The following is a 12,506-nucleotide window of genomic DNA, read 5'->3' on the forward strand; positions in this document are numbered from 1 at the left end:
GATGACGGCTGCCCTGACAATGGAACATGTCGACAGCGCCTATGGCCATGTGCAGGTGCTGCGCGGCTTCGATCTGGAACTGCGGCAAGGTGAGGTTCTCTGCCTGCTTGGCCGCAACGGTGCCGGCAAGACCACGGCGCTGAAAACGATCATGGGACTGGTGCCGGCAACCGCCGGGCGCATTCTGCTTGGCGATGTGGAGTTGAACAGTCTTGCGCCGCACGAGGTGCCGAAGGCGGGTGTCGCCTATGTGCCGCAGGGGCGGCGGCTCTTTTCCGAGCTGACGGTGGGCGAAAATATCGAGATCGGTCTGATGACGCGCGGCAAGGGCGCTGCCACGCGCGACAGTGTGCTGGATCTCTTCCCTGTGTTGCGCGAGCGCTTGAAGCAGCGCTCCGGCACGCTTTCCGGCGGCGAGCAGCAAATGCTGGCCATGGCGCGGGCGCTGTGTCTGGAGCCGCAGGTGCTGCTTCTGGATGAGCCGACGGAAGGGCTGATGCCCTCCATGATCGCGCGCATCCGCGAGACGGTGGCAGGGCTGCGCGAGCGCGGGGTCTCCACCATTCTCGTTGAGCAGCGGGTGGATGCGGTGCTGCCGGTGGCGGACCGGGTCGCGTTCATCGAGAACGGGCGCAACCGCGAGACGGTGGATGTCGAGCGGCTGCGGGAGGACCCCGAGATGGTGCACCGCTATGTGGGGGTAGGGTGATCGGGACGTTGGTGCCGGGCGCCTTCGCCCTTCGACAAGCTCAGGATGAGGGTTACTTCAGCGCGACTGCAGTGTCGGTGCAGCCGTGGTGGTGCTGATGACAGGGGCTACGCTTCAACAGCCCTCATCCTGAGCTTGTCGAAGGACGAGGGCGCTTGGCTCCTAACTCAGCAAGCCCATCACTCACGCGAGCGTCACACCGGCCTCTTTCATCTTCGCAGTCATCGCGGAAAGTGAGCCGCCGAGGTCGATGGCGCGGCAGGCATCTATGATGACGGTGGCCTCAAAACCCTGACGGCGCGCGTCGATGGCCGAATAGGCTACGCAGAAATCCGTTGCGAGGCCGGCAAGCGTCACCCTGGTGATGCCACGTTCGCGAAGATAGCCTGAAAGGCCGGTCGGCGTTTCGTGGTCGTTTTCGAAGAAGGCGGAATAGCTGTCGATCGCGCTGCGAAAACCCTTGCGGATGACAAGCTCCGCCTTGTCCCACGCCAGATCCTCGTGAAACGCGGCGCCCTTCGTGCCTTGCACACAGTGATCGGGCCAAAGCGTCTGCGTGCCATAGGGCATTTCGATCGTATCGAACGGGGCCTTGCCCTGATGCGAGGAGGCGAAGCTCGAATGGCCCTCCCGGTGCCAGTCCTGGGTCAGCACCACATGGTCGAAGCGCTCGATCAGCCCGTTGATGACCGGAACCACCGCGTCGCCATCTTCAACGGCAAGCGCTCCTCCGGGGCAGAAATCATTCTGCACATCAATCACGATCAGTGCCTCGTCGGCCATGCCTTGTCTCCCTCTCGCATGAAGTCGTCGCGAAGGTGGACCGAATGTTCCCCTTTGACAAGCGTGCTGAGGAGCGTATCATTCGTGTACAAACAAATTTGAGCCCCGCTGGCATTGCATCGGCAGGGGCCTGGGAACAACATCGCAAATGGCAGGCAGGCGCAGCATGGACTATGCCAGACCGACCGAACTGGAGGAAGCGCTCGGGCTCTTATGCACGAAGCGCTGGACCATACTTGCCGGAGGCACGGATTTTTATCCCGCCCTCGGCGCGGGCCCGCTGAAGAGCGACGTGCTCGACATAAACGGATTATCGGCATTGAGCGGGATTGAAGAGACCGAGACGCATTTCGTGATCGGCGCGCGGACGAGTTGGAGTGCGGTGATCGCTGCGGGGCTGCCGCCTGCCTTCGACATGCTCAAACAGGCGGCCCGGGAGGTTGGTTCGGTGCAGATCCAGAACACGGGGACGGTTGCCGGAAACCTTTGCAACGCCTCGCCGGCGGCTGACGGCGTTCCGCCGCTTCTAGCTCTGGATGCGGAGGTGGAATTGCGCTCGGTGAGGGGTGCGCGACACCTGCCGCTCGCGAACTTCATTCTGGGCAATCGCAAGACCGCACGGGCGGATGATGAACTTCTCACCGCTGTCCGAGTGCCCAAGGCCGCAACGCGCGGTGCCTCCGGCTTCGTCAAGCTGGGCGCGCGGCGCTATCTGGTCATTTCCATCGCCATGGCCGCTGCCCGGGTTGTGCCTGACGGAGGGCGGGTCGCGAAAGCGGCCATCAGTGTCGGTTCATGCTCTGCCGTGGCGCAGCGCCTTTCGGGGCTGGAATCGCGGCTTGAGGGTATCAAGAGATCTGAGATGCGCCGGACCGTGATGGAATACGCTTTTCCGGAGCTTTCCCCCATCGATGATGTGCGAGGCACCGCCACCTATCGGCGCGAGGCGGCGCGGGAGATCGTGATCCGTGCGCTTGAGCAGGCATGGCAGGGTGCAGGGCACAGCGAGGTGGCGGCATGAGCGGGAAAAGCCTGTCCGTATCTCTGGAAGTCAATGGCAAGTCCATCGTGACCGAGGTCTCTCCGCTTCAGAGGCTTTCTTCCGTGTTGCGTGACGAACTGGGGCTGACTGGCACCAAAGTCGGCTGTGACGCCGGCGATTGCGGGGCCTGTTCGGTGATGGTGGATGGCGCGGTGGTCTGCGCCTGCCTCGTGCCGGCCGCCGGTCTTTCGGGCAAAAAAGTGCGCACGGTGGAGGGGCTTTCAAATGGCAGCCTCTCGGCACTTCAGGAATCCTTTCTGCGCCACGGGGCGGCCCAGTGCGGGATTTGCACACCGGGCGTTCTGGTGAGCGCGGCAGCACTTCTGGAGCAGAACCCGACACCGTCTGAGACCGAGGTGCAGGACGCCCTGGGCGGGGTTCTGTGCCGCTGCACAGGCTATCGCAAGATCATCGAGGCGGTGATGAACGCCAACCGCTCCGTGGGTGTCAAGGCCAGTATGGTCGAGCAGGGTCATGCGGTTGGCGCCTCGCCGATCAGGCTCGATGGCGAGCGCAAGGTGAATGGAACGGAGATTTTCGGCGCGGATGAGCGACCTGCCGATGCGCTGTCGGTCGCGGTTGTGCGGTCGCCGCACTGGCATGCCGATTTCGAGATCGGTGACACGGAGGCGTTCATCGCCGCGCATCCGGGCATTGTCGCGGTTTTCACTGCAGCCGACATTCCAGGCGAAAACCGGTTTGGCGTCATCCCGCCTTTCGCCGATCAGCCGGCGCTGGCCGAGGGCCGGGCGCGGTTTCGCGGCGAGGCGGTGGCGCTGATTGCGGGCGAGCGCGATGCAATCGAGGCACTCGATATGGATGCCTTTCCGATCCGCTGGCAGGAACTGCCCCATGCGCTGACGCCCGATGAGGCGCGGCGGGAAGGCTTTGCGGATCTGCATGAGGGGCGGGCGGGCAATGAGCTGACGCGAGGGTTCGTGGAATGCGGCGACCCGGAAGGCGCGCTTTCCAAAGCCTTTGTCTCGGTCTCCGGTGAGGTCGAGACCTCCTATGTGGAGCACGCCTATATCGAGCCGGAAGCGGGCTATGCGATGATGGATGGCGATATGCTGGTCATCAAGGCCTGCACGCAGGCGCCCTATATGGATCGCGACGACACGGCGAAGGTGCTCGGTCTGCCGCCGGAGAAGGTGCGCATCGTGCCGTTGGCGACGGGCGGCGGCTTTGGTTCCAAGCTTGACGTCTCCTTGCAGCCGCTGGTGGGGCTGGTTGCGCTCAAGACCGGGAGACCGGCGGCGATTGTCTATACGCGCGGCGATTCCATGCGCTCCACCACCAAGCGGCACCCGGCAACGATGCGCGCTTCCATTGCCGCCGACGAGGCGGGGCGCGTGACCGGCATGGTGTTTGAAGGGGATTTCAACACCGGGGCCTATGCAAGCTGGGGGCCGACGGTTGCAAACCGCGTTCCGGTTCATGCCTCGGGGCCCTATCGCACGCCGCATTATCGCGCGACGGGGCGGGCTATCCACACCAATGGTCCGATTTCAGGTGCGTTTCGCGGGTTCGGTGTGCCGCAGGCGACGATCATGCAGGAAACGCTCTATGACCGGCTGGCGGAAAAGCTGGGACGCGACCGGCTGGAATTTCGCATCGAGAATGCGCTTTCCGATGGGGACCGCACCACCTGCGGGCAGGTGCTTTCTGGCGTCGGCATTCGCCAGTGTCTCGAGGCGCTGAAACCGCACTGGGCGCGGGCCCGAGGTGAAGCTGAAGAGGCCAATGCTCGAGAGGGCAGGGTGCGGCGCGGCATCGGCGTCGCGTCCTGCTGGTATGGCTGCGGCAACACCGCGCTACCGAACCCTTCAACCATTCGTGTGGGGATCACAACGTCCGGTGCGGTGATGCTGCATCAGGGCGCGGTGGATATCGGCCAGGGCTCCAACACGGTGGTGACGCAGATCTGCGCTGATGCGAGCGGCCTGCCGCTCTCGGCGTTTCAGCTTGTGGGCGGTGATACGGGTGTCACGCCGGATGCCGGGAAGACATCGGCCTCGCGCCAGACCTATGTGACGGGCAAGGCTGCCGAAAAGGCGGGACGTGCTCTGCGCGAAAAGATCCTGCGCTTTGCCAATGTGTCGGATGGGGCGAAGATTGCGCTGGAGGATGGCGCGCTGGTGATCAGCGAGGGGACGGAGCGCCGGCGCGTGGCGCTTTCCGATATTGAGGCCGATGCGCATGGTTATGTGTTTTCGGCGGAAGAGACCTACGATCCGCCCACGACGGCGCTGGACGAGAAGGGGCAGGGTGTTCCCTATGCGGTCTACGGTTATGGTGCGCAGCTTGTGGAGCTGGAAGTCGACACCACGCTTGGCACGGTGCGACTTCTGAAAATCACGGCGGCGCATGATGTGGGCCGTGCGATCAACCCGCTTCTCGTGGAAGGGCAGATCGAGGGTGGCATCGCGCAGGGTATTGGCCTTGCGCTGATGGAGGAATATGTGCCGGGGCGCACGGAAAACCTGCATGATTATCTGATCCCCACCATTGGCGATGTGCCGCCGGTCGAAACCATTCTGGTGGAAGTGCCGGATCCGGAGGGGCCTTTTGGCGCCAAGGGGCTGGGCGAGCATGTGCTTATCCCCACCGCGCCGGCGATCCTTAATGCGATCCGCCATGCGGTGGGAGTGGAAGTTACGAAAGTGCCGGCAACGCCGAGCCGCATTCTGGCGGCGATCCGGGCACGGGAGAACGGGTGATGAACGAGCTCACCGAGCGTTTTGAGGTCACGCCGCCGAAGAAGCCTTTGGACGAAAAGCTGCGCTGTGATGCCTGCCCGGTGATGTGCTATATCGCCGAGGGGCGCACGGGTGCCTGCGACCGCTATGGCAATTTCGGCGGGCGCATTACCCGATGTGATCCGGTGACGATCCTTGAACATGCCGCCGAGGAGGGGGATGCTGTTGTCCCCTTTGAAGGCGAAGCGCCATGGGATGGCGAACTGGTCAACACGAAGCGCCGCTTCGTGAGCGCGGTGGGCGCGGGCACCACCTATCCGGACTACAAACCTGCCCCTTTCATCGTTTCGCAGGAGGTGGAGGGTGTCGATCTCGTCACGGTGGTGACGGAGGGCATCTTCTCCTATTGCGGCGTGAAGGTGAAGATCGATACGGACCGCCATCTGGGGCCCGAAGCGGCCACCGTGCGGGCGAATGGTGAAGCGGTCGGCCATGTCACCACCGCCGAATACGGCAGCCAGATGCTCTCGCTCGGCGGCGTGCATCACCTGACCGGCGGATCGAAGGCGGAGGGTCGCGTCACGTGCCAGGCGATGCTCGATCTGTGCAACAAGAAGCCGGTGGAACTGACCATTGACGGGGGCGCGAGCGTTGTCGTGCAGGCCGGACAGCCGCCGGTGATCGACGGAACGCGTGAAGAGCGCATGCGGGTGGGCTGCGGCTCGGCCACCATCGGCATGTTCGCCACCCAGTGGAAGGGTCTCGTGGACGAGGTTGTCGTGGTCGATGACCACATTACCGGTGTCGTCTCCGAGCATCAGGCGGGAAAGGTGATCGGCTGGGAGGATACAGGCATCAAGATCATCGGCCGCCGTTCCACGCCGGGGCGTTATTTCAAGGTGTCGGAGCCGGGGCTCGGATGGGGCGGGACGACCATTGACGACCCGCTCGATATTCTTGGTCCCTTCAACGAGAAGAAGGGCGCGCGGCCAGGCCTCTCCCTGCTCATGGTTTCCACCACGGGCGAGCAGTTTGCCTATTACGAGCTTGATGAGGCGCTTCAGCCGGTCAAGAAGCCATTCCCGGAGCGCTTGCGCAAATCGGTCGACCTGATCGAGCAGAATTGCGAGCCGGCGCTGTGCACCGTGCTTTTCATGGGTGGGGCGGGGGGCAGCCTGCGCGCCGGCGTGACGGAGAACCCGGTCAATCTGACGCGCTCCGTTCAGGGCCTCAAGACCTATGTCACAGTCGGCGGAGCGCCGGTTTATGTGTGGCCGGGTGGCGGCATCACCATCATGGTGGATGTGATGCGCACGCCGGAAAACGCCTTTGGCTATGTGCCAACGCCGGCGCTGGTGGCGCCCATCGAATTCACGCTCAGGCGGGAGGATTATGTGCGGCTCGGCGGCTATGCGGATGAAATCCGCAGCGTCGAGGATGTGCTGGAAAAGGGTGGCGAATATTTCAACCCGCGTGAGGCGCGGGGGGCTGTGGTTTCCAATCCCTGGCCGCCGCTCCAGCAATTGCGCCGGGAACCGAAGCGATGAGTGGTGCGACCGCCAGTTGGCTTGCCGATGGACGCCGCCTGCATTTGAACCATGGGCCCATCGACCTGATCGTCGAGGCTTTTGGGCAAGAGCAGGAGCGGCTTTTGGCCTATCGGCAGGCCGTGGCGCGGTTTGAGACGATCCTTGATGAACTGGTGGCTGAATTGCCGGCCCTGCGCAGTCCGGCTGGTGCGAGGCTCCGCCGCTTTTGCGGCTCCACCGCGCAGCGTATGGAAAGGGCGGTGCATGCGCATGTGCCCGCTTTCGTTACGCCGATGGCCGCTGTGGCCGGCAGTGTCGCCGACGAAGTTCTGGCGGCACTTTTGAAGGGCCGGGCGCTGGCGCGGGCCTACGTGAACAATGGCGGGGATGTTGCGCTTTACCTCGCGGAGGGCGAGACGCTGGACATTGCCATCGCAGGCACGGGGAATGGCATGGCGGATCGCATCGCAGTGAGCGCCAGCGATCCGGTTCGGGGCATTGCGACCAGTGGCTGGCGCGGCAGGAGCCATTCGCTCGGGATTGCGGATGCCGTGACGGTGCTTGCCCCTTCGGCGGCGGCGGCGGACGTGGCGGCGACGCTGATCGCCAATGACATCGATCTGCCGGGGCATCCAGCCGTGAAGCGTGTCCCTGCAAACGAGATTGACCCGGACAGCGATTTGCGCAATCGCCTGGTGACGCAGACGGTGGGGCTGCTTTCCCCTGCCGATGTTGCGCTTGCCCTCGACAGGGGACTTGCCACCGCGTCGGCCATGCGTGAGCGTGGCCTTATTGAGGCGGCTGCCCTGTTTTTAGAGAGAGAAACCCGGGAATGCGGCTCAATCGCGCTGGAAATTCCGACGCATTCGACCGCTCCTGCTCATTCTGTTGTACAAAAAGGTTCCATTCATGCCTGAATTCACCTTGCGCAAGATTGCGCTTGTCACCGAAGAAATCTTCCATGAGGGCGGTCCTGCTCCGGCTGGGCCTCGCCGCCGGGCGGCGGCTCTCGCGCTGGTCAAAAACCCTTTTGCGGGCGGATATGTAGAAGAGCTTGAAAGCGCAATGGAGGATTTGAAACCTCTCGGTCTTGATATGACGGATCGGCTGATTGCGGCGCTTGGGGGAGATATTTCCGTGATCGACGGTTTCGGTAAGGGCGCGATCGTCGGCACCGACGGAGAGCTGGAGCACGGTGCGCTTTGGCACGTGCCGGGCGGCTATGCGATGCGTGAGCGGCTTGGCGATTCAAAGGCGATAGTCCCCTCTTCGAAGAAAGTGGGGGCCTTCGGTGCGCGCATCGATATTCCGCTCGGGCACATCAATGCGGCCTATGTGCGCAGCCATTTCGATGCGATGGAAGTGGGGTTGGCAGACGGCCCTCGTCCTGATGAAATCCTGTTTGTACTTGCCATGGCTTGTGGTCCGCGTATCCATGCACGCATGGGCGGCTTGAAAGCGGAAGACGTGAAAGGTGAGGACGGCCTCAGATGAGTGGAGAGCAGAGCAAGCTCAGGGTTCTGGCCGGTGGAAAATCTGCCGATGCTTATGATCTGAGCGAGCAGGTCGGCTTTATCCTGCGCAAGGCCAACCAGCGCCATCTGTCGATCTTCGCTTCCCGCATCAGCGATCTTACGCCGCCGCAGTTTGCGGCTCTGGCCAAGCTTTACGAGGTGGGAGCGACCTCCCAGAATCAGCTTGGCCAGCTGGTGGCGATGGACGCCGCCACCATCAAGGGCGTGATCGACCGGCTTAAGGCGCGTGATCTTGTGGTGCTCGAGCCACACGGACGCGACCGGCGACGGCTGGTGGTGAGCCTGAGCGATGACGGGAAAGCGCTCATTGAAGCGCTGCTTCCCGATGCGCTGGACGTAAGCGAAGAAACGCTCGCGCCGCTCACCCCGCGCGAGACCGCAACCTTTCTGCGGCTTCTGACAAAGCTCGCTGAGGGATGAGCGTTATCGCTGGATAACGGCCGGCCCGGGGCGCAGAATGGTCAACAGGGCGCCGTAGGGCGCAAGCATGGCAAGGCCAATCAGGATCTTCACTGCAAAATCGCCAAGCGCCAGCGATAGCCAGAGCGGCGCTTCAAGGCCTGTGCCAAACAGCGACACCGGGAAGGCGAGAGAACCGTCTTCCAGGCCGAAAGCGGTGTCGAGAAACGCAAACCGCGCTGCAAATGCGAGCGAAAAGAACAACACTGTGTCGAGCATGGAGCCGATTAGCGTGGAGATAAGGGGGGCGCGCCACCAGGCGGTGCCGCGCAGCTTGTCGAACACGGCGACATCGAGCAATTGTGCGAACAAGAACGCTGCACCCGACGCAATGGCGATGCGCGGACTGGCAAGCCAGATCGAAAGAACCACCGCAAGCAGAAAACCGGACAGAACCACGCGTCGGGCGGCAGCGGGGCCGAAGCGGCGGTTCGTCAGATCGTTGATCAGAAACGCCACCGGATAGGTGAACGCGCCCCAGGTGAGCAAATCACCGAGGCCGAAATGCTGAAACGGATATTGAACGAGAAAATTCGAGGCGGTGACGATGAACGCCATGGCGGCCATGAAGGGCCAGATCGCATAGAGACGATGCATTTTTTTATCCTGGGTGATGGAACCAGAAAGCCCGCCAAAAGCGCCAATTCATAGGAGCACAAGCCCATTCATGAACTGCGCGGTCTTGGCGGACCGGTGATTTTCTTTGCCGGGCCGCAGCCACGCTGAGGCGATGGCCTCAGGCTGCTGCCTGCTCAGCGATCTTCTTCTCGACCTGCTTCTTGAGCAGGCGAGCGCGCTGGGACAGCTCGTTGGCCTTTGCCTTAACGAGAAACGCGTCAAGACCGCCGCGGTGCTCCACCGTGCGCAGGGCATTGGCGGAAACGCGCAGGCGCACGTTCTGGCCAAGAGCCTCGGACTGAAGCGTCACATGGCACAGATTGGGCAGAAAGCGACGACGCGTCTTGTTGTTCGCGTGGCTCACATTGTTGCCGGTCATTACGGCTTTGCCGGTCAGTTCGCAGGCGCGGGACATTTTTCAAACCTTCATCGTCTTGGCCCGTCCATACCCAACTGCCGCACCTGAAACTGGCGGCGCGCGGTCGGTTGTTGGCGGCCTTATGGAAAAAGTTGCCGTTCCATAGAGATATTTGGCGTGTGGGTCAAGCACCCTGCGCCGCGGTAGAGGCAATCTCCATGGCCCTTTTCCAAAGATTTGCCGTATTATTCTTCTTAAGGCAAGGGGAGGGACGCGCCGGTTTGCCGGCATGCTGGAGGGCACGGCTCGTGATGCGGCCTGTCGTTGTTCGAATTTTTCTCGCGACCTTTTTCCTGGGCGCGGCTGGAAATGCCGGAGCCGAAGGCGGAGAAACACACCGCTTTCGATATAGCGCATCGCTGTTTGGAATTCCCATCGGCAAGGCTGATTTCACAAGCCGGCTCGAAGAAGATCGTTTCGAGGTTTCGGGGCGTTTTGCCAGCGCGGGCGTGGCCCGCCTTTTCGACAGAACCGATGGGCGCGTGACGTCGAAAGGTCAGCTTTCAAATCAATCCGTGGTGCCTTCTTCCTACGAGCTCGCCTATACGAGCGGAAAGAAGCGGGAGACCACGTCAATCCACTATGAAAAGGGGCAGGTTGTAAAGACGGTGATAACGCCGAAGCCCAAGAAGCGCGGAAAGGATTGGGTCGCCGTTTCAAAAGACGATCTCACGGATGCACTCGATCCGCTGGCCGCATTGCTCTCGCCCGTGCAGGGCGCGTCCGGTGTCTGCAACCGCCGCTTCAAGGTTTTCGATGGTGAAATGCGTGCCGACATCGTCTTTTCACCTGCGGCCAAGGGGGAGCGAATCGGGCGTGATCTGATCACCTGCAAGGCGCGTTTCATTCCGATCTCCGGCTACCGCAAGGGGCGCTCCACAATTGCTTTCCTGCGCGATAAGGCTCGTATATTGGTTGCGTTCAAACCGCTTGGCACACGTGGTCATCACACGCCCGTGCTGGCGCAGATCGGAACCAAGATTGGAACCGTCCATATTCAAGGCCGGCCAGTCGACTAGAAGAGTCCTCAGGGAGGGGCAATTGGCACGTGCCACGTTGATCGGGTTCACGGCGGTCGTCATGTGGGCGTTACTGGCGCTTTTTACGGCTGGTACAGGGAAGGTTCCTCCCTTCCTCCTTTCAGCCTTGGCCTTTTCGGTGGCCACGCTGATTGGGCTTGTGATGAGGATCGCCGTGCCACCGGCGGAGCCTGCCGCTCGTGTGCCACCGGTGGTCTGGCTCATCGGTATTGCGGGGCTTTTCGGCTATCACTTCTTTTACTTCACTGCATTGCGTAACGCGCCAGCGGTGGAGGCGAGCCTCATCGCCTATCTCTGGCCACTGCTGATCGTTCTGGGCTCGGCGTTGATGCCGGGGGAGCGGCTTGGCTGGCACCATATTGCGGGGGCGCTTCTGGGGCTTGCGGGCACGGCGCTCATCATCACCAAGGGCGGCGGGTTCAGCTTTGAAAGCCGCTATGCGCTCGGCTATGCGGCGGCGGGAGCCTGTGCTCTTTTCTGGTCCGGCTATTCGCTTCTGTCACGCCGGTTTGACGCCGTGCCAACCAGCATTGTCACGTGGTTCTGCGGGGCAACGGCTGTGCTTTCAGCGCTCTGCCATCTCGGACTGGAGGAGACGGTCTGGCCGGCTTCAACCGGGGAATGGCTGAATGTGCTCGGTCTCGGCCTTTTGCCAGTGGGGGCGGCCTTCTACGCCTGGGATTACGGGGTCAAACGCGGCAACATTCAGGTGCTGGGAGCGGCAAGCTATGCCGCGCCGCTTCTTTCGACGTTGATCCTGATTGCTGCCGGTGCTGCAGAGCCAACTGCAAACATCATTGCCGCCTGTCTTCTGATCACCTTCGGTGCCGTGCTCGCTGCGAAGAACATGATTTTGAAGCCACGCCGGCGGGAAGCCGGTGCAGCATCGTAATATCAGGAAATATCCTTGCGTTTCCTGATCTCGGCAAAGACGGCTTCGTCGCTTGCGTCTTCCATACCGAGATTGCGTCGGATGACCGGATCGTGCCAGCGTAGAAACGGGTTTGTCGCCATTTCCTTGCCCATCGTGGTGGGCAATGTGGGTTTGCCTTCACTGCGAAGACGCGAGATTTCCTTTGCACGCTCTTTGAGCGCAGAATTGGTTGGATCCACCGTCAAGGCGAAGCGGGCATTGGCTTCGGTGTATTCATGACCACAATAGACGACCGTCTCCAATGGAAGAGCGGCGAGCTTCTTGAGTGAGGCGAGCATCACGGGCGGCTTGCACTCGAAAAGGCGGCCGCAACCGAGCGCAAACAATGTGTCGGCAGTGAACACGATGCCAGCGTCGGAGAAATGGTAACTCACATGGCCCGCCGTGTGTCCGGGGGTTTCGATCACCGTCGCGTTTTGTTTGCCCACAGTAACCGTGTCACCTTCACTGACGGTGCGGTCTATGCCGGGTATGCGGTCGGCTTCTGCAGCGGGGCCCGTGATGGACAAGCCAAAACGCTCTTTGAGCGCCAGATTCGCCTCCACGTGATCCGGGTGATGATGCGTGGTGAGGATCATTGTGGGGCGCCAGCCGGTGCGTTCCACGGCTGCAAGAATAGCGCCTTCCTCCGGTGCATCTATCAGGGCTGTTTCGCCCGTTTCTGTGTCATGGGCCAAAATGCCGAAATTATCGCTTCGGCACATGAACTGCTCGATTTTCAGGGCCATGGGTCTCTCCGT

Annotated in this window: 13 protein-coding genes; 9 read left to right on the forward strand and 4 right to left on the reverse strand. The window is 62.1% G+C overall.

What is annotated here, in order from left to right:
• Position 1 precedes the first annotated feature (1 nt).
• Entirely contained in the window at positions 2-709 is a 708-nt protein-coding gene (locus tag H7H48_RS15500) for an ABC transporter ATP-binding protein (RefSeq protein ID WP_229449928.1), read from the forward strand.
• Positions 710-892: 183 nt separating this feature from the next.
• On the opposite strand, the gene pncA is transcribed toward H7H48_RS15500, so the two are convergent.
• Positions 893-1,492 carry a bifunctional nicotinamidase/pyrazinamidase gene (gene pncA / locus H7H48_RS15505; protein WP_229449929.1) on the reverse strand — a complete coding sequence of 200 codons (600 nt, stop codon included), beginning with the start codon at positions 1,490-1,492 and terminating at the stop codon, positions 893-895.
• Between the two features lie 148 nt (positions 1,493-1,640).
• On the opposite strand from pncA, the gene H7H48_RS15510 reads away from it, so the two are divergent.
• From H7H48_RS15510 to H7H48_RS15535, 6 genes are read left to right on the forward strand one after another with little or no spacing between them, the layout of a single operon-like run.
• On the forward strand, positions 1,641-2,513 hold the full coding sequence (locus H7H48_RS15510) for a xanthine dehydrogenase family protein subunit M (RefSeq protein ID WP_229449930.1): 873 nt from the start codon (positions 1,641-1,643) through the stop codon (positions 2,511-2,513).
• Positions 2,510-5,254, forward strand: coding sequence for a molybdopterin-dependent oxidoreductase (locus H7H48_RS15515; protein ID WP_229449931.1), 2,745 nt, complete (start codon positions 2,510-2,512; stop codon positions 5,252-5,254). The genes H7H48_RS15510 and H7H48_RS15515 overlap by 4 nt, the downstream gene beginning before the upstream one ends.
• A complete protein-coding gene (locus H7H48_RS15520) occupies positions 5,254-6,780 on the forward strand; it encodes a 6-hydroxynicotinate reductase (protein ID WP_229449932.1) in 1,527 nt (508 codons plus the stop codon). Before H7H48_RS15515 ends, H7H48_RS15520 begins: the two co-directional genes overlap by 1 nt.
• Positions 6,777-7,679 carry a UPF0280 family protein gene (locus H7H48_RS15525; RefSeq protein ID WP_229449933.1) on the forward strand — a complete coding sequence of 301 codons (903 nt, stop codon included), beginning with the start codon at positions 6,777-6,779 and terminating at the stop codon, positions 7,677-7,679. Before H7H48_RS15520 ends, H7H48_RS15525 begins: the two co-directional genes overlap by 4 nt.
• Positions 7,672-8,256, forward strand: a complete 585-nt coding sequence (locus H7H48_RS15530; RefSeq protein WP_229449934.1) for an amino acid synthesis family protein — start codon at positions 7,672-7,674, stop codon at positions 8,254-8,256. The genes H7H48_RS15525 and H7H48_RS15530 overlap by 8 nt, the downstream gene beginning before the upstream one ends.
• A complete protein-coding gene (locus H7H48_RS15535) occupies positions 8,253-8,717 on the forward strand; it encodes a MarR family winged helix-turn-helix transcriptional regulator (RefSeq protein ID WP_229449935.1) in 465 nt (154 codons plus the stop codon). The genes H7H48_RS15530 and H7H48_RS15535 overlap by 4 nt, the downstream gene beginning before the upstream one ends.
• A 3-nt stretch (positions 8,718-8,720) precedes the next feature.
• Here H7H48_RS15535 and H7H48_RS15540 read toward each other — a convergent pair whose 3' ends face one another.
• Both H7H48_RS15540 and rpmB read right to left on the reverse strand, forming a co-directional pair.
• The gene (locus H7H48_RS15540) at positions 8,721-9,353 is read right to left on the reverse strand and encodes a queuosine precursor transporter (RefSeq protein WP_229449936.1); all 633 of its coding nucleotides are present in this window, start codon (positions 9,351-9,353) and stop codon (positions 8,721-8,723) included.
• A gap of 139 nt (positions 9,354-9,492) precedes the next feature.
• A complete protein-coding gene (gene rpmB, locus H7H48_RS15545; RefSeq protein ID WP_007010112.1) occupies positions 9,493-9,789 on the reverse strand; it encodes a 50S ribosomal protein L28 in 297 nt (98 codons plus the stop codon).
• Between the two features lie 254 nt (positions 9,790-10,043).
• Between rpmB and H7H48_RS15550 the strand changes: the two genes are divergently transcribed.
• Positions 10,044-10,811, forward strand: a complete 768-nt coding sequence (locus H7H48_RS15550) for a DUF3108 domain-containing protein (protein WP_229450100.1) — start codon at positions 10,044-10,046, stop codon at positions 10,809-10,811.
• A gap of 22 nt (positions 10,812-10,833) precedes the next feature.
• Positions 10,834-11,724, forward strand: coding sequence for a DMT family transporter (locus tag H7H48_RS15555; protein ID WP_229449937.1), 891 nt, complete (start codon positions 10,834-10,836; stop codon positions 11,722-11,724).
• Between the two features lie 2 nt (positions 11,725-11,726).
• On the opposite strand, the gene gloB is transcribed toward H7H48_RS15555, so the two are convergent.
• The gene (gene gloB / locus H7H48_RS15560) at positions 11,727-12,494 is read right to left on the reverse strand and encodes a hydroxyacylglutathione hydrolase (protein ID WP_229449938.1); all 768 of its coding nucleotides are present in this window, start codon (positions 12,492-12,494) and stop codon (positions 11,727-11,729) included.
• Positions 12,495-12,506: the final 12 nt, after the last annotated feature.

It is taken from the genome of Nitratireductor sp. B36, from assembly GCF_020833685.1.
Taxonomy (GTDB): domain Bacteria; phylum Pseudomonadota; class Alphaproteobacteria; order Rhizobiales; family Rhizobiaceae; genus Nitratireductor.

Bases quoted from the DNA above. Each gene is read 5' to 3' on its own strand.
- H7H48_RS15500 (WP_229449928.1), top strand. From the start codon at position 2: ATGACGGCTGCCCTGACAATGGAACATGTCGACAGCGCCTATGGCCAT.
- pncA (WP_229449929.1), bottom strand. From the start codon at position 1,492: ATGGCCGACGAGGCACTGATCGTGATTGATGTGCAGAATGATTTCTGC.
- H7H48_RS15510 (WP_229449930.1), top strand. From the start codon at position 1,641: ATGGCAGGCAGGCGCAGCATGGACTATGCCAGACCGACCGAACTGGAG.
- H7H48_RS15515 (WP_229449931.1), top strand. From the start codon at position 2,510: ATGAGCGGGAAAAGCCTGTCCGTATCTCTGGAAGTCAATGGCAAGTCC.
- H7H48_RS15520 (WP_229449932.1), top strand. From the start codon at position 5,254: ATGAACGAGCTCACCGAGCGTTTTGAGGTCACGCCGCCGAAGAAGCCT.
- H7H48_RS15525 (WP_229449933.1), top strand. From the start codon at position 6,777: ATGAGTGGTGCGACCGCCAGTTGGCTTGCCGATGGACGCCGCCTGCAT.
- H7H48_RS15530 (WP_229449934.1), top strand. From the start codon at position 7,672: ATGCCTGAATTCACCTTGCGCAAGATTGCGCTTGTCACCGAAGAAATC.
- H7H48_RS15535 (WP_229449935.1), top strand. From the start codon at position 8,253: ATGAGTGGAGAGCAGAGCAAGCTCAGGGTTCTGGCCGGTGGAAAATCT.
- H7H48_RS15540 (WP_229449936.1), bottom strand. From the start codon at position 9,353: ATGCATCGTCTCTATGCGATCTGGCCCTTCATGGCCGCCATGGCGTTC.
- rpmB (WP_007010112.1), bottom strand. From the start codon at position 9,789: ATGTCCCGCGCCTGCGAACTGACCGGCAAAGCCGTAATGACCGGCAAC.
- H7H48_RS15550 (WP_229450100.1), top strand. From the start codon at position 10,044: ATGCGGCCTGTCGTTGTTCGAATTTTTCTCGCGACCTTTTTCCTGGGC.
- gloB (WP_229449938.1), bottom strand. From the start codon at position 12,494: ATGGCCCTGAAAATCGAGCAGTTCATGTGCCGAAGCGATAATTTCGGC.